The organism is Actinoplanes sp. CA-252034, assembly GCF_050956125.1.
Taxonomy (GTDB): Bacteria; Actinomycetota; Actinomycetes; order Mycobacteriales; family Micromonosporaceae; genus Actinoplanes.
This window is the reverse complement of record NZ_CP191846.1, coordinates 6863943-6884947: the sequence shown is the minus strand read 5'-3', so window position 1 is coordinate 6884947 and position 21005 is coordinate 6863943. Positions and strand designations below refer to the sequence as shown.

1 protein-coding gene is annotated in these 21005 nt (G+C 72.6%); it reads left to right on the top strand.

The window, feature by feature from the left end:
* The first annotated feature begins 13 nt into the window (after nt 1–13).
* Nucleotides 14–20989 (top strand): SDR family NAD(P)-dependent oxidoreductase, encoded by a 20976-nt coding sequence (locus ACQPZW_RS31825; protein ID WP_433789716.1) that lies wholly within the window; start codon nt 14–16, stop codon nt 20987–20989.
* Nucleotides 20990–21005 lie beyond the last annotated feature (16 nt).

The window sequence follows — 21005 nt, the reverse complement described above, 5'->3', positions numbered from 1 at the left end:
GGTGAGGCCCCAGTTGGCAGATCAGGACAAGCTCCTCGACTATCTCAAGCGCGTCACCGCGGATCTGCACCAGACCCGCGAACGACTGCGCCAGGCCGAGAGCGCCGACCGGGAACCGATCGCCATCGTCGCGATGAGCTGCCGCTACCCGGGCGGCGTGCACAGCCCCGACGACCTGTGGCGGCTGGTCGCCACCGGCACCGACGCGATCGGCCGGGCCCCCGGCGACCGCGGCTGGAACCTCGAGGACGCCTACGACTCCGACGAGGAGTACGCGGCCGAGGGCGGCTTCCTGCACGGTGCCGGCCGGTTCGACGCCGGGTTCTTCGATGTCAGCCCGCGTGAGGCGCTGGCCATGGACCCGCAGCAGCGGCAGGTCCTGGAAGCGTCGTGGGAGCTGCTGGAACGGGCCGGCATCGACCCGGCCGAGCTGCGGGGCAGCCGGACCGGCGTCTTCGTCGGATCGAACACCCAGGACTACGTACGCCTGATCGGCGGCACCGTGCAGGCCGCCGAGGGGCTGCTGATCACCGGCACCACCGCGGCGGTCATCTCCGGCCGGGTCTCCTACACCCTCGGCCTGGAGGGCCCGGCCGTCACCATCGACACCGCCTGCTCGTCGTCGCTTGTCGCCATGCATCTGGCCGCGCAGGCGCTGCGCACCGACGAGTGCACGATGGCGCTGGCCGGCGGGGTCACCGTGATGGCCACGCCGAGCGCGTTCACCGAGTTCTCCCGCCAGGGCGGTATCGCCGCCGACGGCCGCTGCAAGGCCTTCTCGGAGAGCGCCGACGGCATCGGCCTGTCCGAGGGCGTCGGCCTGGTGCTGCTGGAACGCCTGTCCCGGGCGCAGCGGCTCGGCCACCCGATCCTCGGCGTGATCCGGGGCAGCGCGGTCAACCAGGACGGCGCCAGCAACGGCATCGCCGCCCCCAACGGGCCCTCCCAGCAGCGCGTCATCCGGCAGGCGCTGGCCGACGCCGGCCTGTCCGTCGACGACGTCGAGATGATCGAGGCACACGGCACCGGAACCCGGCTCGGCGACCCGATCGAGGCGCAGGCCGTGCTCGCCACCTACGGCCAGGACCGCACCACGGGCCGCCCGGCCCGGCTCGGCTCGGTCAAGTCGAACATCGGCCACACCCAGGCCGCCGCCGGTGTCGCCGGGGTGATGAAGGCCGTCCTGGCGATGCGGCACGGCACCATGCCGAAGTCGCTGCACCTGGAGCAGCCCAGCCCGCACGTCGACTGGACGGCCGGTGACGTCGAACTGCTGACCGAGGACCACGCCTGGTCGGCCGGCGACCGGCCGCGCCGCGCCGCCGTCTCCTCGTTCGGGGTCAGCGGCACCAACGCCCACATGATCATCGAAGAGCCGCCGGCCCCGGCCGGCGAGCCGATCACCGCCCCGGTCCCGCTCCCGGTTCCGGTGCCGCTGTCCGCCCGCGACCCGGAGGCGCTGCGCGCGCAGGCCCAGCAGCTGTACACGTTGCTCGAGGACCAGCCGCACCTGGAGGTCGCCGACCTGGGCTGGGCGCTGGCCACCGGCCGGGCCGCCCTCGAACACCGCGCCCTGGTGCTGGCCGACGACCGCGCCGGCCTGCAACTCGCGCTGGCCTCCCTGGCCGTCGGTGAACCCGGCCTCGGCCTGGTCACCGGCGAACCCGCCGCCGGCAAACTCGCGATGCTGTTCACCGGCCAGGGCGCACAGCGGCTCGCGATGGGCCGCGCTCTGGCCCAGCGGTTCCCGCGTTACGCCGAATCGTTCGCCACCGTGGCCGCGGCGATCGACCGGCACCTGGACCGGCCGCTGCACGACATCCTCGACGCCGAAGACCTTCACCAGACGGGGTACGCCCAGCCGGCGCTGTTCGCGGTCGAGGTGGCCCTGCTCGACACCGTCCGCAGCCTCGGCCTGGAACCGGAGATCGTCGCCGGCCACTCGATCGGTGAGATCACCGCCGCCTACGCCGCCGGGGTGTTCTCCCTCGACGACGCGGCGACCCTGGTCGCCGCCCGCGGCCGGCTGATGCAGGCGCTGCCGGCCGACGGGGCGATGCTGGCCGTCCAAGCGAGCGAGACCGACGTCCGCGCGGCGTTCCCCGACGTCGACATCGCCGCCGTCAACGGCCCCACCGCCGTCGTGGTCTCCGGCACCGAGGCCGACATCGAGCGGGTCGCCGCCCGCGGCTGGAAGACCACCCGCCTGCGCACCAGCCACGCCTTCCACTCCCGGCTGATGGAGCCGATGCTCGACGAGTTCGCCACGATCGTCGCCGGGCTCACCCTGAACGAGCCGGCCCTGGCCGCGGTGTCCACGGTGACCGGACGGCCGGTCGCGGTCGGCCAGTGGAGCGACCCCGCCTACTGGGTCGACCAGGTCCGGCGCCCGGTCCGGTTCGCCGACGCCGTCCGCGCCCTCGACGAGCTGGGCGCCGGACGCTACCTGGAACTCGGCCCGGACACCGTGCTCGCCGGGATGACCGCCGACACCCTGCCCGACGCCCCGGTCACCGTTGCCGTGATGCGCCGCGACCGCGACGAGGTCACCACGTTCCTGACCGCGCTCGGCCGCCTCCACGCCGCCGGCGCCACCGTCGGCTGGCGCCTCCTGCACCCGGCCCGCCCGGCCCGGCGCGTCGAACTGCCGACCTACCCGTTCCAGCAGGAGCTGTACTGGCCGTCGGCGGCCGACCTGGTCACCGTGGACGCGGCCGGGCTCGGCCTGACCGCCACCGACCATCCGATGCTCGGCGCGGCGCTCACCCTCGCCGACGGCGACGGCAGCGTCTTCACCGGGCGGCTCGCCGTCACCACCCACCCGTGGCTCGCCGACCACGCCATCCAGGGCACGGCCGTGCTGCCCGGCACCGCCATGGTGGAGCTGGCCCTGCGCGCGGGCGAGCAGACCGGCACCCCGGTGCTGGACGAGCTCACCGTCCAGGCGCCGCTGACCGTCACCGGCTCCGGAGCGGTCGCCCTGCAGGTCGTCATCGGCGGCGCCGACGACGGCGGGCGGCGGCCGGTCGGCATCCACTCACGGGCCGCCGACGCTCTGCCGGACGAGCCGTGGACCCTGCACGCCAGTGGGCACCTGGCCCGTACCCCCGCCCGGGTCGACGCCGTTGATCTGAGTGTCTGGCCGCCCGCCGGAGCGACCGCGGTGCCGGTCGACGGCTTCTACGAGCGGCTGTCCGCCGCCGGGTTCGGCTACGGGCCCGCCTTCCAGGGGCTGACCGCCGCGTGGCGGCTCGGCGACGACGTCTACGCCGAGATCACCCTGCCCGCGTCGGCCGCCGGGCAGGCCGGCCGGTTCCGGATCCACCCGGCGCTGCTCGACGCCGCCCTGCACGGGGTCGCGCTCGCCGACACCGCCGCCGAACCGGGCGCGCGGATGGCGTTCGCGTTCACCGGCGTCACCCTGCACGCGGTCGGCGCCACCACCCTGCGGGTCAAACTCGCCCCCTCCGGTACGGACCGGGTCGCCCTGCTCGCCGCCGACGCCACCGGCGCCCCAGTGATCACCGTCGGCTCGCTGGTCATGCGGCCGGTCTCGGCCACTCCCGCCGCGCAGGCCGCGCACTCCCTGTTCGGCCTGGACTGGGCCGAGCACCTCGTCGAACCCGTCGCGTCCCCGCACGACTGGGCCGCCCTCGGCCCGGCCCGCGACCCCGGCTTCCCGCTCGCCGGGCTTGGCGCCCTCGACACGACGCCCACGGTGCTCCTGCTGGACTGCGCGCCCGAGCCCGCCGACGACACCTACGATCTGGCCGCCCGTACCCACACCGCCACCCAGCGGGTTCTCGCCGCGCTGCAGCGGTGGCTCGGCGACGAGCGGCTGACCGACACCACCCTGGTCGTCACCACCACCGGCGCGGTCGGCGGCGGCCCCGGCGAGGAGCCCACCGACCTGGCGCACGCCGCCGTCTGGGGCCTGATCCGGTCCGCCCAGTCCGAGTACCCGGCCCGCATCGTCCTCGCCGACGTCGACGGCAGCCCCGCCTCCTGGGCCGCGCTGCCCGCCCAGGTCGCCGCCGGTGACGTGCCGCAGGCCCTGATTCGCGGCGGGGCCGTGCTCACGCCCCGCCTCGCCCGTGTCGCCGGTGACCCGACGATGACCCCGCCCGACGCGCCGGTCTGGCGGCTGGAGAGCGGCGGCGGCAACACCCTCGACCAGTTGCGGCTGACCGCCTACCCGGGGCCCGGCGGCCCCCTCGACGAAGGGATGGTCCGCGTCGCCGTCCGCGCGGCCGGCCTCAACTTCCGCGACGTGCTGATCGCCCTGGGTGTGTACCCCAGCGACAACCCTCTCGACATGGGCAGCGAGGGCGCCGGCGTGGTCCTCGAAGTCGGGCCCGGCGTCGACCATCTCGGCCCCGGCGACCGGGTGATGGGCGCGTTCGCCGGCGGGTTCGGGCCGGTCGCGGTGACCGACGGGCGGCTGCTCGTGCCGATGCCCGCCGAGTGGACGTTCACCGAGGCCGCGGCCGTGCCGATGGCGTTCCTCACCGCCTACTACGCGCTCGTCGACCTCGGCGGCGTCAAGGCGGGCGAGACCGTGCTGGTGCACGCGGGCGCCGGTGGCGTCGGCACCGCCGCCGTCCAGATCGCCACCCACCTCGGCGCGCGGGTGCTGGCCACCGCCAACCCGGCCAAGTGGGACGCGCTGCGCGCGCTAGGCCTCACCGACGACCGGATCGCCTCCTCCCGTACGGCCGAGTTCGCCACCAAGTTCGGCCGCGCCGACGTGGTTCTCAACTCGCTCGCCCACGAACTGGTCGACGCCTCGCTCGGCCTGCTGGGCGACGGCGGCCGGTTCCTGGAGATGGGCAAGACCGACCTGCGTGACCCGGCCGACCACCCACACCTGGTCTACCGGCCGTTCGACCTGTTCGAGGCCGGCCCGGAACGCATCCGGCAGATGCTCACCGAGATCGTCGCCCTCTTCGAGACCGGCGCACTGCACCTGCCGCCGATCCGTGCCTGGGACATCCGCAACGCCCGCGACGCGTTCCGGTTCGTCAGCCAGGGCCGGCACATCGGCAAGAACGTGCTCGTCATGCCCCGCCCGGCGCGCGACACCGGCACCACCGTCGTCACCGGCGCCACCGGCACGCTCGGCACCCTGCTCGTACGCCACCTCGTGCACACCCACGGCGTACGTGACCTGCTGCTGCTCAGCCGTAGCGGAGCCGACGCGCCCGGAGCGGGCCGGCTGTGGTCGGAGCTGACCGAGGCCGGCGCCCGGGTCCGGCTGGTCCGCTGCGACGTCGCCGACCGTGAGGACCTCGACCGGGCCCTGGATGGCCTGGACGTACGCGCCGTCGTGCACGTCGCCGGCGTCCTTGACGACACCGTCCTCACCGGCCTCACCCCGGACCGGCTCGGCGCGGTGCTGCGCGTCAAGGTCGACGCGGCGGTCAACCTGCACGAGGCCACGGCCGGCGCCGACCTGGACGCGTTCGTGCTCTACTCGTCGGTGGCCGGCCTGCTCGGCACCCCCGGCCAGGGCAACTACGCCGCCGCCAACGCGTTCCTCGACGCGTTCGCCGCCGCCCGCCGCCGCCGTGGCCTGCCCGGCACTTCGCTGGCCTGGGGCGCCTGGGACACCGCCGCCGGCATGGCCGGCAACCTCACCGACGTCGACAAACGCCGCCTCAGCCGCGGCGGGGTCGCTCCGCTGCCGCTGCCCGAGGCGCTCGCCCTGTTCGACACCGCCCTCGACAGCGACCGGCCGCTGCTCGTCCCGATCCGCATCGACCGGACCGTGCTGCGCGCCCGCCAGGGTGACGCCGGCCTGCCGCCGCTGCTGCGTGGCCTGGCCGGTGACCCGGCACGCCGCTCGGCGGCCGCCGGCGCCACCGCCACCGGGCTGCTGCAGCAGCTCACCGGCCTGGCCACCGCCGATCAGGACCGGATGCTGCTCGACGTCGTCCGCGTCCAGGTCGCCGCGGTCCTCGGCCACGCCTCCCCGGACACCGTGCCGGCCGGCCGCGCGTTCAGCGAGCTCGGTTTCGACTCGCTGACCGCCGTCGAGCTGCGCAACCGGCTCAACGCCGCCACCGATCTGCGACTGCCGGCCACCCTCACCTTCGACTACCCGACCCCGCAGGTGCTGGCCGTCTTCCTGCGCGGCGAACTCGTCGGCGCCCTCAGCGAGCGGGCCGTGCCCACGACCGCGCGGACGACCACGACCGGCGCCGACGACCCGATCGTGGTCGTCGGGCTGGGCCTGCGGTTCCCGGGCGGGGTGAGCACGCCGGAGGAGTTCTGGCGGCTGCTCGCCGACGGCCGCGACGGCATCTCCGGATTCCCCGACGACCGCGGCTGGGACCTCGACCGGCTCTACCACCCCGACCCCGACCACCCCGGCACCTCGTACGTCAAACAGGGCGGCTTCCTCACCGGGGCCGGCCGGTTCGACGCCGGGTTCTTCGGGATCAGCCCGCGCGAGGCGATTACCATGGACCCGCAGCAGCGGCTGCTGCTGGAGACCTCGTGGGAGGCCATGGAGCGGGCCGGGATCGACCCGTCCCAGCTGCGCGGCAGCCGTACCGGCGTGTACGCGGGTGTGCTCTACGGCGACTACGCGACCCTGCTGCGGCAGAGCGACACCGGCGCCGAGGGCTACGCCGGCGCGGCCAGCGCGGGCAGCCTCGTCTCCGGCCGCGTGTCGTACACGTTCGGCTTCGAGGGCCCGGCGGTCACCGTCGACACCGCCTGCTCGTCGTCGCTGGTCGCGATCCACCTGGCCGCCCAGGCCCTGCGCTCCGGCGAATGCGACCTGGCACTGGCCGGCGGTGTCACCGTGATGGCGACCGCGGGAGCTTTCGTCGAGTTCAGCCGCCAGCGCGGGCTCGCGCGAGACGGCCGGTGCAAGGCGTTCTCCGCCGACGGCGACGGCACCGGCTGGGGCGAGGGCGCCGGTGTCGTACTGCTCGAACGGCTCTCCGACGCCCGCCGTGCCGGGCACCCGGTGCTGGCCGTGGTACGGGGCAGCGCGGTCAACCAGGACGGGGCCAGCAACGGCATCACCGCACCCAACGGGCCCTCCCAGCAGCGGGTCATCCGGCAGGCGCTGACCTCGGCCGGGCTCGCCGCCACCGCCGTCGACGCGGTCGAGGCGCACGGTACCGGAACCTCTCTCGGTGATCCGATCGAGGCGCAGGCCCTCCTGGCGACGTACGGGCAGGGCCGTGCCGGCGGTCCGCTGTGGCTCGGCTCGGTCAAGTCGAACATCGGCCACACCCAGGCCGCCGCCGGTGTCGCCGGTGTCATCAAGATGATCCTGGCCATGCGGTACGGGGTTCTGCCCCGAACCCTGCACGCCGACGAACCCACCCGGCAGGTCGACTGGACCGCCGGCGCCGTCGAACTGCTCAGCCGGCCGCAGCCGTGGCCGGCCGGCGCCACCCCGCGCCGCGCCGGGGTGTCGTCGTTCGGCATCAGCGGCACCAACGCCCACATCATCCTGGAGGAGCCGCCGGCCGTCCCGGTAGCCGAGCCGCGCACCGGCATCCCGCTGCCGGTCGTGCCGCTCGTGCTGTCCGGGCACGATCAGACCGGTCTCGCCGCCCAGGCCACAACCCTGCTCGACTTCCTCGACTCCCGGCCGACCGCGTCGTACGTCGATGTGGCCCTGTCGCTGGCCGGGCGCACAGCCCTGCCGTACCGGGCGGTCGTTCTCGCCGGGTCCGCCGATCAGACCGTCGTCGACCTGCTGGACGTCGCCGAGAACCCGCCCGCGCATGCCGCGGCCGACGGCCGTCTCGCGATCCTGTTCACCGGCCAGGGCTCGCAGCGTGCGGGTATGGGCCGTGAGCTGTATGAGACGTTCCCGGTCTACAAGGCGGCGTTCGACGAGGTCACGGCGCTGCTGAACATCCCCGACCTGGATGTCGACCAGACCGGCTGGGCGCAGCCGTCGATCTTCGCTCTGGAGGTCGCCCTGCTCGCGCTGGTGCGTTCGTGGGGTGTCGAGGCCGATGTTTACGCGGGCCATTCGATCGGTGAGATCGCCGCCGCCTACGCCACCGGTGTGCTGTCGCTGGAGGATGCGGCGACGATGGTCTCCGCGCGGGCGCGGTTGATGCAGGCGTTGCCGGCTGGTGGCGTGATGGTCGCGGTGCAGGCGTCCGAGGGCGAGGTTCGGGCTGCGTTCCCGGATCTGGACATCGCCGCGGTCAACGGGCCGAACGCGGTCGTCGTGGCCGGAGCCGACATCCCGGATATGCCGTGGAAGACCACCCGTCTCAAGACCAGTCACGCGTTCCACTCGCGGCTGATGGAGCCGATGCTCGACGACTTCCGTGCCGTGGTCGAGACGCTCACCTTCCACGGCGACGGCGTCTGGGCCGACCCCTCCTACTGGGTCTCCCACGTCCGTGACACCGTCCGGTTCACCGACACCATCGCCGGGCTCGGCACCGACCGCATCCTCGAACTCGGCCCCGACGCCGTCCTCAGCACCCTTACCGACGGAATCCCGGCTCTGCGCCGCGACCGGCCCGAGGTCGCCACCCTGCTCAGCGCGGCCGCCGAACTGTTCGCCCGCGGACAGCACGTCGACTGGACGGCCGTGCTCGCCGGCACCGCCGCCACCCGCATCGGCCTGCCGACGTACGCGTTCCGGCCGACCCTGTACTGGCCTCGCCCGCGTCCCGGCCTGCACGTCACCGACCCCGCCGGACTCGGGCTCGTGGGCACCGGGCACGCCCTGCTCGGCGCCGCCGTCGAACTTCCCGACTCACCGGCCACCGTCCTCACCGGCTGGCTGTCCGTCGCCACCCACCCGTGGCTGGCCGACCACGTCGTCCTGGACCGGATCGTCGTACCCGGCACGGCCCTGGTCGAGATGGCGCTGACCGCCGCCGACCGGGCCGGCGCCGGTGTGGTCGACGAGCTGCTGTTGCAGACACCGCTGACCATCACCGCATCCGGGGGAGTCCAGGTACGGGTGACCGTCGGCTCGGGCGATCCCCGTCCGGTGACCGTGCACGCTCGCGCTGACGAGGCCGAGCCGTGGACCCTGCACGCCACCGGAACCCTCACCGCCGCCTCCGGGGATGAGCCGGTGGCCCTGCTGGAGTGGCCGCCCGCCGGCGCCGACGAGATCCCGGTCGGTGACTTCTACGAGGCGCTGGCCGCCACCGGCATGACCTACGGGCCCGCGTTCCGGGCGCTGCGGCAGGTGTGGCGGCGCGGTGACGAGGTGTTCGCCGAGGTCGCCACGGACCAGGCGATCACCGGCTACGGCCTGCACCCGGCCCTGTTCGACGCCGCGCTGCACGCCGTCGGCCTGGGCGGTCTGCTCCCGGAACAGGGCGTGCGGCTGCCGTTCGCGTTCGCCGGGGTGCGGACCTTCGGCGAGGGTAGTCCGGTCCTGCGGGCCCGGCTCACCGCCGGGACGACCCCCGAGAGCGTACGGGTGGAGCTCGCCGACAACTCCGGCCGTCCCGTGGCCGAGGTGCGCCGCCTGTCCCTCCGTGCCATCGACGGCGCCCAGCTGGCCGCCGCCGACCGGCTGCTCCACACCGTCGAGTGGGTCCCGGAGGACGCCGCGACCCAGGCGGCCCCGGTCGTCACCCTCGGCGACGAGTTGCCCGACGTCCCGCTGGTGATCGTCGACGCTTCGAAGGTGCCGGATTCCGGTGTGGAGCCGGGTTCGGATTCGGCGTCCGGGCCGGCCCCTGGCGCGGCCGGTCCGCGCAGCGCTGCCCTGCTCGCGACCCTTCAGGCGTGGGACGGCGTGTCCCGTCTGGTGGTACGCACGCACGGGGCGGCCGGACCGCGCGTCACCGACCCGGACGGCGCGGCGCTATGGGGCCTGGTCCGCAGCGCGCAGGCCGAGCACCCGGGTCTGCTGCACCTGGTCGACGCGGCGGAGAACGTCGCCGTCGACCGGCCCGAGGCGGTCGTCCGAGACGGCGTGGTCCTGGTGCCACGGCTGGCGCGGATGAGCCCGGCCGGAAGTGTCGATCTCGGTGACGGTGCCGTGGTGGTGACCGGTGCGTCCGGCATGCTCGGCAGTCTGGTCGCTGAGCATCTGGTGCGGGCTCACGGCGTACCCCGGCTGATTTTGATCTCTCGCTCCGGAAAGCCGATGACGATCGACGGCGCTGAGGTCCGTTCGGTCGCGTGTGACGTCGCCGATGCGGCGGCGCTCGCCGAGGCGCTGGCCGGGGAACGTGTCACCGCGGTCGTGCATGCGGCCGGTGTGCTCGACGACGCAATGCTCGCCGACCTGACGCCGCAGCGGCTGGCCACGGTGTTCCGCGCCAAGGTCGACGCTGCCCGCAACCTCGTGGCGGCGACCGGCGACCTGTCCGCGCTGGTGTTCTTCTCCTCGGCGGCCGGGCTGTTCGGCAACGCCGGGCAGGGCAATTACGCGGCGGCGAACGCGTTCCTCGACGCCTATGCCCAGACGCTGCGTGAGCAGGGGGTCCCGGCGACGTCGATCGCCTGGGGCCTGTGGGAATCCGGCATGGGCGGCGAGCTGAGCGACGCCGAACGGGCCCGGGCCCGGCAGGGTGGCATCGTGCCGCTCACCGCCGAGCAGGGGCTGGCCGCGTTCGACGCCGCCGTGGCCGCCGACCGTCCCATCGTCGCCCCGATCGGCCTGGATCTCGCCGCGCTGCGCGGCCGCCCCGATGTGTCGCCACTGCTGCGCGGACTCGTCCCGGCACCGGCCCGGCGTGCCGCCACGGACGGTGCCTTCGCCGCCCAACTCGCCGGCCTGTCCGAAACCGATCGCGCCCGTATCGTGCTCGACCTGGTCCGTACCCACGTCGCCGCGGTCCTCGGCCACGCCGACGCCGCGGTGATCGCCGCGGACCTGCCGTTCCGTGAACTCGGTTTCGACTCCCTGACCGCCGTCGAACTGCGCAACCGGCTCGCCGCCGTCACCGACCTCCGGCTGCCGTCCACGCTTGTCTTCGACTACCCCAACGTCGCCGCGCTCGCCGCATACCTGGCCGCGGAACTGTCCGGCGCGGCCGCCGACGCCGTACCGGTCGTCACCGCCACCGCGGCCTCCGATGAGCCGATCGCGATCGTCGGCATGGCCTGCCGGTTCCCCGGCGGGGTGAGCAGCCCCGACGAACTGTGGGACCTGGTCGTCTCCGGCCGCGACGGGGTCGGTCTGTTCCCCGACGACCGTGGCTGGGATGTCGAGAACCTCTACCACCCGGACCCCGACCACCCCGGCACGTCCTACACGCGTGAGGGCGGGTTCCTCTACGGCGCCGGAGACTTCGATCCGGCGGTGTTCGGGATCTCGCCGCGTGAGGCGCTCGCCATGGATCCGCAGCACCGGCTGCTGCTGGAGACGTCATGGGAGGCGTTCGAGCGGGCCGGGGTGAACCCGCTGGGTCTGCGTGGTTCGCGGACCGGGGTGTTCGTCGGTGTCATGTACAACGACTACTCGATGGTTCTCGGCGCGTCGGAGGACAGCGCCGAAGGGTTCATGGGCACCGGCGGCAGTATCGCCTCCGGTCGTGTGTCTTACTCGTTCGGGCTGGAGGGTCCGGCGGTCACCGTCGATACGGCGTGTTCGTCGTCGCTGGTGGCGCTGCATCTCGCTGTTCAGGCGTTGCGTAATGGTGAGTGCGATTCGGCGCTGGCCGGTGGGGTGACCGTGATGGGCACCCCGAACACGTTCATCGGGTTCTCGCGGCAGCGTGGTCTGGCCCCGGATGGGCGGTGCAAGTCGTTCGCTGACGGCGCTGACGGGACTGGTTGGTCGGAGGGTGTCGGCATGCTGCTGGTGGAGCGGTTGTCGGATGCGCAGCGGCTGGGTCATCAGGTGCTGGCGGTGGTGCGTGGTTCGGCGGTCAATCAGGACGGTGCGTCGAACGGGTTGACGGCGCCGAACGGGCCGTCGCAGCAGCGGGTGATCCGGCAGGCGCTGGCGAACGCGCGGTTGTCGACGGCTGATGTGGATGTGGTCGAGGCGCATGGCACGGGGACGCCGCTGGGTGATCCGATCGAGGCGCAAGCGTTGCTCGCTACTTATGGTCAGGATCGGTCGGAGCCGTTGTGGTTGGGTTCGGTCAAGTCGAATCTGGGTCACACGCAGGCGGCGGCCGGCGTTGCCGGGATCATCAAGATGGTCCAGTCGATGCGGTACGGCGTTATGCCGTCGACGCTTCATGTTGATTCCCCGTCTGCACAGGTTGACTGGACGGCCGGCAATGTTGAGTTGTTGACGTCAACACGTGAATGGCCGTCAACACATCGACCGCGACGTGCAGCGGTGTCGTCGTTCGGGATCAGCGGCACCAACGCACACGTCATCCTCGAGGCCGGCACCAACGCACAGGTCAATCTCGAGGCGGTCCTCTCGGAAACAGGCACCGACGCGCACGTCATTCTGGACGGCGACCTCGCGAACGGGCGGCCGCAGTCGTCCACGGTGCCGGTCGTCCCGATCATGCTCAGTGCCGCTGACGAGACCGGCCTTCAGGCCTACGCGGAGCAGTTGCGTGACCTTGACGCGCCGATTGCGGACGTGGCTCGGACGCTCGCCCGCCGCCCGGTAATGCGGCACCGTGCCGTCGTCATGGCCTCCACCCTGCGGGGGCTCGCCACTGTCGTGCCTTCCGGGCCGGCCGTGCCGGGTCGCCTGGCGATCGTGTTCACCGGCCAGGGTTCGCAGCGTCTGCACATGGGCCGGGAGCTGTACGAGACGTTCCCGGTCTACAAGACAGCCTTCGACGAGGTCACGGCGCTGCTGGACATCCCCGACCTGGATGTCGACCAGACCGGCTGGGCGCAGCCGTCGATCTTCGCGGTCGAGGTCGCCCTCCTGGCCCTGGTGCGTTCGTGGGGTGTCGAGGCCGACGAGTTCGCAGGTCACTCCATCGGTGAGATCGCCGCCGCCTACGCCAGCGGCGTCCTGTCGCTGGCGGACGCGGCCAGGCTGGTGTCGGCGCGGGCCCGGCTGATGCAGGCACTGCCGTCCGGTGGAGTGATGGTCGCGGTGCAGGCCTCGGCGGACGAGGTCCGGGCGGTGTATCCCGAGCTGGACATCGCGGCCATCAACGGCCCGAAGTCGGTGGTGGTAGCCGGCCTCGACCCGGACTCGCCGAGCGCACAGACCGCGGCCGCTGGGCTCGCCGACATCGCCGCTCTGGAGCGGGGGCCGTGGAAGACCACGCGGCTCAAGACCAGTCACGCGTTCCATTCGCGGCTGATGGAGCCGATGCTCGACGACTTCCGGGTCGTTGTTCAGACGCTGACCTTCCACGGCGGCAGCCGCTGGGCGGACCCGGACCACTGGGTGTCGCACCTACGCGACACCGTCCGGTTCACCGACACCGTGGCCGGGCTGGCCGCCGACCGGGTGCTGGAGCTCGGCCCCGACACCGTCCTGGCGAACCTGATCCACGACATCGACCCGGACCGCACCGCCGTTGCGGCGATGCGCCGGGACCGGCCCGAGGTGCCAACCCTGCTCACCGCGGTCGGTGAACTGTGGGCGCGCGGCCAGCACGTCGACTGGGCCACCGTCCTCGGTGACGGGCCGCTCGCCGAGGTCCCCACCTACCCCTTCCAGCACCGCCGTTTCTGGCCCCGCCCCCGCACCGGCGGCTTCCGCGACCCGGCCGGACTGGGCCTGACCGAAACCGGTCATCCATTGCTCGGCGCCGCGATCGAGGCCCCGGACACCGCCGCCACCCTGTTCACTGGAGCGCTGTCGCTGCGTACCCACCCGTGGCTGGCCGGCCACGTCGTCCAGGGCGGCGTGATCGTTCCCGGGACCGCGTTCGCCGAGATGGCCCGCGCCGCCGGCGACCAGACGGGTGTCCCGCTGGTCGAGGAGCTGCTGCTGCAGGCGCCGCTGCCGCTGCCCGCGCAGGGCGGCGTCCAGCTGCGGGTCACCGTGGCCGGACCCGACCACAGCGGCCGCCGCCCGGTGACGATCCACGCCCGGGTTGACGACGACGAGCCGTGGACCACCCACGCCACCGGTGTGCTGGCGACCGCCGACGACCGGACGCCGGGCTTGATCGACGAGTGGCCGCCGGCCGGCGCCGACCCGGTCGAACTGGACGGTTTCTACGCCGACACGGCCACGGCCGGTCTCGCGTACGGGCCGTCCTTCCAGGGACTGCAGGCGGTCTGGAAGCGCGGGGACGACGTCTTCGCCGAGGTCGAACTCGATCACCCGGCCGGGGGATACGGGCTGCACCCGGCACTGTTCGACGCGGTGCTGCACGCGATCGGCGCCGGTGGCATGTTCACCGACGCGACGATCCGGCTGCCGTTCGCGTTCACCGGCCTCCGGGTGTCCGGCACGGCCGGGACCAGGCTGCGGGCGGTCCTGCGGCCCGCCGGGGAGACGATCCGGATCGAGTTGTACGACGAGACCGGCGCCGCGGTGGCCGAGGTGTCCGGTCTGGTGCTGCGGCCGGTGACCCGGGCGTCCGGCGCGGAACGCCTGCTGTTCGAGGTCGAGTGGGTACGCCAGGACGTCGACGGCCGGCCCGCTCCCGCGATGGTGCTGGGTGACCGTCTGCCGGAACCTGTCGAGGCGCTGGTCGTGGACGCGTCCGCCCCCGGAGACGCCCTGCAGCGCACCGGCGCGCTGCTCGAACTGCTGCAGACGTGGCTGGCCGACCCGGCGTGGGCTTCGTCGCGGCTGGTGGTGCGCACCGGCGACGATCCGGAGGCGGGCGCCCTGTGGGGTCTGGTGCGCAGCGCGCAGGCCGAGCACCCCGACCGGATCCACCTGCTCGACGGTCCGGACGACATGTTCTACCCGGTGCCGCAAGCGCGGGTCCGGGACGGTGTGGTGCTGGTGCCGCGGCTGGCGCGGGTGACGGCCACGGCCACGCCGGACTTCGGTGACGGTGCCGTGGTGGTGACCGGTGCGTCCGGCATGCTCGGCAGTCTGGTCGCTGAGCATCTGGTGCGGGCTCACGGCGTACCCCGGCTGATTTTGATCTCTCGCTCCGGAAAGCCGATGACGATCGACGGCGCTGAGGTCCGCTCGGTCGCCTGCGACCTCGCCGACGGTGAGGCGCTGTCGGCGGCGCTGGCCGGCGAACGGATCACCGCGGTGGTGCACGCCGCCGGGGTGCTCGACGACGCGATGCTCGCCGACCTGACGCCGCAGCGGCTGGCCACGGTGTTCCGCGCCAAGGTCGACGCGGTTCGCAATCTGGTCGCCGCCACCGGGAAGTTGTCGGCGCTGGTGTTCTTCTCGTCGGCGGCCGGGCTGTTCGGCAATGCCGGGCAGGGCAACTATGCGGCGGCGAACGCCTTCCTCGACGGGTACGCGGAGAGTTTGCGCGTCGATGGTGTCCCGGCGACCTCGCTGGCCTGGGGTCTGTGGGAGGCCGGGATGGGCGGCACCCTCAGCGAGGCGGAGAAGGCCCGCGCCCGGCAGGGCGGCATCGTGCCGCTCACCGCTGAACAGGGGCTGGCCGCGTTCGACGCCGGCGTCGCCGCCGGACGTGCCACTGTCGTGCCGCTCGCCCTCGACATGGCCCCGATGCGGGAGGCGGCCGCGGCCGGGATGCTGCCGCCGCTGCTGGCGGGGCTGGTCCGGGTGCCGGTGCGGCGGGCCGCGGACACCGGTTGGGGTCGGCGTCTGGCCGCGATGCCGGCCGCCCAGCGGGAACGGGCGGTGCTCGACCTGGTCCGTACCCACGTCGCCGCGGTCCTCGGCCACGCCGGGCCGGAGGCGGTCGAGGGCGGACGGGCCTTCCAGGAACTGGGCTTCGACTCGCTGACCGCCGTCGAACTGCGTAACCGGCTCGCTGCCGTCACCGGCCTGCGGCTGCCGTCGACTCTCGTCTTCGACTACCCGAACGCGGCGGCGCTCGCCGCATACCTGACCGCCGAACTCGCCGGTGACGACCTGGCGCCGGTGGCCGTCACCGCGGCGTCCGCCAACGACGAGCCGATCGCGATCGTCGGCATGGCCTGCCGGTTCCCCGGCGGGGTGGGCAGCCCCGACGAACTGTGGGACCTGGTGCTCTCCGGCCGCGACGGGATCGTGCCGTTCCCCGACGACCGTGGCTGGGACCTGGAGAACCTCTACCACCCCGACCCGGACCACCCGGGAACCTCGTACAGCCGTTTCGGCGGGTTCCTGGCCGGTGCGGCGGACTTCGATCCGGGGCTGTTCGGGATCTCGCCGCGTGAGGCGCTCGCCATGGATCCGCAGCACCGGCTGCTGCTGGAGACGTCATGGGAGGCGTTCGAGCGGGCCGGGGTGAACCCGCTGGGTCTGCGTGGTTCGCGGACCGGGGTGTTCGTCGGTGTCATGTACAACGACTACTCGATGGTTCTCGGCGCGTCGGAGGACAGCGCCGAAGGGTTCATGGGCACCGGCGGCAGTATCGCCTCCGGTCGTGTGTCTTACTCGTTCGGGCTGGAGGGTCCGGCGGTCACCGTCGATACGGCGTGTTCGTCGTCGCTGGTGGCGCTGCATCTCGCTGTTCAGGCGTTGCGTAATGGTGAGTGCGATTCGGCGCTGGCCGGTGGGGTGACCGTGATGGGCACCCCGAACACGTTCATCGGGTTCTCGCGGCAGCGTGGTCTGGCCCCGGATGGGCGGTGCAAGTCGTTCGCTGACGGCGCTGACGGGACTGGTTGGTCGGAGGGTGTCGGCATGCTGCTGGTGGAGCGGTTGTCGGATGCGCAGCGGCTGGGTCATCAGGTGCTGGCGGTGGTGCGTGGTTCGGCGGTCAATCAGGACGGTGCGTCGAACGGGTTGACGGCGCCGAACGGGCCGTCGCAGCAGCGGGTGATCCGGCAGGCGCTGGCGAACGCGCGGTTGTCGACGGCTGATGTGGATGTGGTCGAGGCGCATGGCACGGGGACGCCGCTGGGTGATCCGATCGAGGCGCAAGCGTTGCTCGCTACTTATGGTCAGGATCGGTCGGAGCCGTTGTGGTTGGGTTCGGTCAAGTCGAATCTGGGTCACACGCAGGCGGCGGCCGGCGTTGCCGGGATCATCAAGATGGTCCAGTCGATGCGGTACGGCGTTATGCCGTCGACGCTTCATGTTGATTCCCCGTCTGCACAGGTTGACTGGACGGCCGGCAATGTTGAGTTGTTGACGTCAACACGTGAATGGCCGTCAACACATCGACCGCGACGTGCAGCGGTGTCGTCGTTCGGGATCAGCGGCACCAACGCACACGTCATCCTGGAAGCCGGCCCGGCTGTCGAGACGACCTCGGTGTCAACAATGCCGATCGTCCCGATAGTGCTGAGCGCCGCTCATCCTGATGCGCTGGACGTGATGCAGGACCGTGTCGACCGCAGTGAGGACGTCGGTCGTGCACTGGCTAGTCGTGCGGTGCTGAGGCATCGTGCGGTCGCTCTCGGCAGTGGCGAGTTCCGTCGTGGTGAGGCGCGCTCGGTGCCGTTGGCGGTCTTGTTCACCGGTCAAGGTTCGCAGCGTCTGAACATGGGCCGTGAGTTGTACGAGACGTTCCCGGTGTATCGGGCGGCGTTCGACGAGGCCTCGGCGCTGTTGGACATTCCGGATCTGGATGTGGATCAGACGGGTTGGGCGCAGCCGTCAATTTTCGCTGTCGAGGTGGCTCTGCTGGCGCTGGTGCGGTCGTGGGGTGTCGAGGCCGACGTTTATGCAGGTCATTCCATCGGTGAGATCGCCGCGGCCTATGCCACGGGTGTGTTGTCGCTGGAGGATGCGGCGGCGATGGTGTCGGCGCGGGCGCGGTTGATGCAGGCGTTGCCGGCTGGCGGCGTGATGGTGGCGGTGCAGGCGCCGGAGGCTGAGGTTCGCGCGGCGTTCCCGGGTCTGGACATCGCGGCGGTCAATGGCCCGTCGTCGGTGGTGGTGGCGGGGCTCGATCCGGATGTGGCGGTGGGGGAGTCGGCCTCCGATATCGCCGCTCTGGAGCGGGGGCCGTGGAAGACCACGCGGCTCAAGACCAGTCACGCGTTCCATTCGCGGCTGATGGAGCCGATGCTCGATGACTTCCGCGCGGTCGTTCAGGAGCTGTCGTTCCACGGTGACGGGCCGTGGGCGGACTCGGAGTATTGGGTGTCGCATGTGCGCGACACCGTGCGGTTCACCGACACCGTCGCCAGCATCGGCACCGATCGGATTCTTGAACTCGGACCCGACGCCGTTCTGAGCACCCTCGTCCATGGGGTTCCGGCGATGCGCCGCGACCGGCCCGAGGTAGAAACCCTGCTCACCGCCATCGCCGACCTCTGGCTCGATGGTCAGCACGTCGACTGGCCCGCGGTGTTCGGCAGCGGACCCCGTGCCGACTGGCCCACCTATGCGTTCACCCACCGCCGGTTCTGGCCACGCCCGCGGACCGGACCGGCCGGTGACGCGACCGGTCTCGGTCTCGACGGCACCGGTCACCCGCTGATCGGCGCCGCCGTCGCCCTGCCGTCCGGCGATCACGTCTTCACCGGCCGGCTGACCACCCGAAGCCATCCCTGGCTGCCGGACCACGCCCTCGGCGGCCGCGTCGTGGTGCCGGGAACCGTGCTGGTCGAGATGGCCCTCGCGGCCGGTGACCAGATCGGCCTGCCCACCGTGGACGAACTGCTGCTGCAGGCGCCGCTGGAAATCGAGGCCGGCGGCGCGCAGATCCGGGTCACCGTGACCGGCGACGGCGAGTTGACCGTTCACTCCCGTTCCGGCGACAACGAATGGACCCTCAACGCAACCGGTCGCCTCACCGCCGACACTGGCGAGACGGTCACCGGCGGCCGCGACGGAATGGCCACGAGCACGTCCCGCGGGGCGGACACCGTGTGGCCGCCGGCGGGTGCCGACGAGGTCGACATCACCGGGTTCTACCCGGCAGCCGCGGACGGCGGCCTCGGCTACGGCCCGGCCTTCCAAGGTCTGCGGCGGGTCTGGCGGGGTGACGGCACGGTGTACGCCGAGGTCGAGATCGAGGACAACCCCACGGGGTACGCCCTTCACCCGGCCCTGTTCGACGCTGCCTTGCACGCCATCGGTGCCGGTGGAGCACTGCCGGCCGAAGGTGGTGTCCGGTTGCCGTTCGGCTTCACCGGCGTCCGCGTGACGTCGGCCGCCGCCCGGACAGCGCTGCGCGTCACGATCACACCCACCGACGGCACCGACACCGTGCGGATCACCCTCGCCGACACCGACGGCACCTCGGCCGCCGTGGTCGGCGGCCTGGCCCTGCGCCCGGTCGCCCCGGCCCAGCTCGGCGGCCTCGCGGACCGGCTCCTGTTCGGCGTCGACTGGATCTCCCAAGACATCCAGGGCGAACCTGCCCCGGCCATCACTCTGGGCGAACCCCTCCCATCACCTGCCGAGGTGCTGACTTCGCAGCCCGCGACCGATGCCGACCGCCGGGACACGCTCCCGACCGACGTGCTCGTAGTTGACGCGACCGCGCCCGGCGACGCTCCCGCCGGCGGGGACACGTTCCCGGCCGGGGTGCTCGTCGTCGACGCGACTGCGCACGGCGACGCCCTTGACCGAACCGCTGCTCTGCTCGTCCTGCTGCAGCAGTGGCTGGCCGACGCGGCGTGGTCACGGTCGCGGCTGGTGATCCGGACCGACGGTGGCGCTGATGCGGGTGCGCTGTGGGGTCTGGCCCGGAGTGCTCAGTCTGAACATCCCGACCGGATCTTCCTGCTGGATGGGCCGGAGAACGTCTTCTATCCGGTGCCCCAGGCGCGGGTGCGCGACGGACAGGTGCTGGTTCCCCGGCTGGCCCGGGTGGCCGTTTCCGCTGCCCCGGACTTCGGTGACGGGGCGGTGGTGGTGACCGGTGCGTCCGGCACGCTGGGTGGGTTGATCGCTGAGCATCTGGTGCGGGCCCACGGCGTACCCCGGCTGATTTTGATCTCCCGGTCGGCGAAGCCGATGGTGATCGACGGGGTCGAAATGCGGGCGGTGCCCTGTGATCTCGGGGACGCGGCGGCCGTTGCGGAGGCGCTGCGAGGCGAGCGGATCACCTCGGTCGTGCACTCGGCGGGTGTCCTCGACGACGCGATGCTGACCGACCTGACACCGGAACGGCTGGCGACGGTGTTCCGCGCCAAGGTCGACGCGGCCCGGAACCTGCTGGCCGCGACCGGGGAACTGTCGGCGTTCGTGTTGTTCTCGTCGGCGGCCGGCCTGTTCGGCAACGCGGGCCAGGGCAACTACGCCGCGGCCAACGCGTTCCTCGACGCCTACGCCGAGGAGCTGCGTCGCGAAGGTGTCCCAGCGACCTCGATCGCGTGGGGCCTGTGGGACGCCGGGATGGGCGGCACTCTCGGTGACGCCGAACGCCGGCGCCTGCGTGCCGGCGGCATCGTGCCACTCACCACCGAACAGGGACTCGCCGCGTTCGACGCCGCTGTCGCCGCCGACCGGCCGGTGGTCGCGGCGCTCGGCCTGGACACGGCGGCGCTCGCTCAGGCCGCCGCGGCCGGCATGCTGCCGCCGCTGCTGTCCGGGCTCGTCCGCGCCCCGCGGGAACGCCGGGACGTGCCGGCCGGCCCGCTGCTCGGCGCACGTCTGGCCGGCCTGTCCGCGACTGATCAGGACCGGATCGTCCTGGAGACGGTGCAGGCGCAGGTGGCCGCGGTGCTTGGACACGACTCCGGTGCGGCGGTCCCGGCGGGGCGGGCGTTCAGCGAACTGGGCTTCGACTCGCTCACCGCGGTCGACCTGCGCAACCGCCTGATGACTGTGACCGGGCTGCGGTTGCCATCGACTCTCGTTTTCGACTACCCGAACGCGGCGGTGCTCGCCGAGCATCTCGCCGGTGAGCTGCGCCCCGAGGTGGTGTCGCCAGTGGTGGCTCTGCTGGCCGAACTCGATCAGCTGGAGCAGGGCCTGCGGGCGACCACGCCCGACGACGGGGAACGTTCGCAGGTCACCGCTCGGCTCGCCGGGCTTCTGGCGGCCTGGCAGGGCGGCGGCGCCGGCGCGACAGACCTGGTCCAGGAGCTGGCGACGGCCACCGACGACGAGATGTTCGACCTGCTCGGCAAGGAATTCGGGATCTCCTGAAAGGCGTATGCGAATG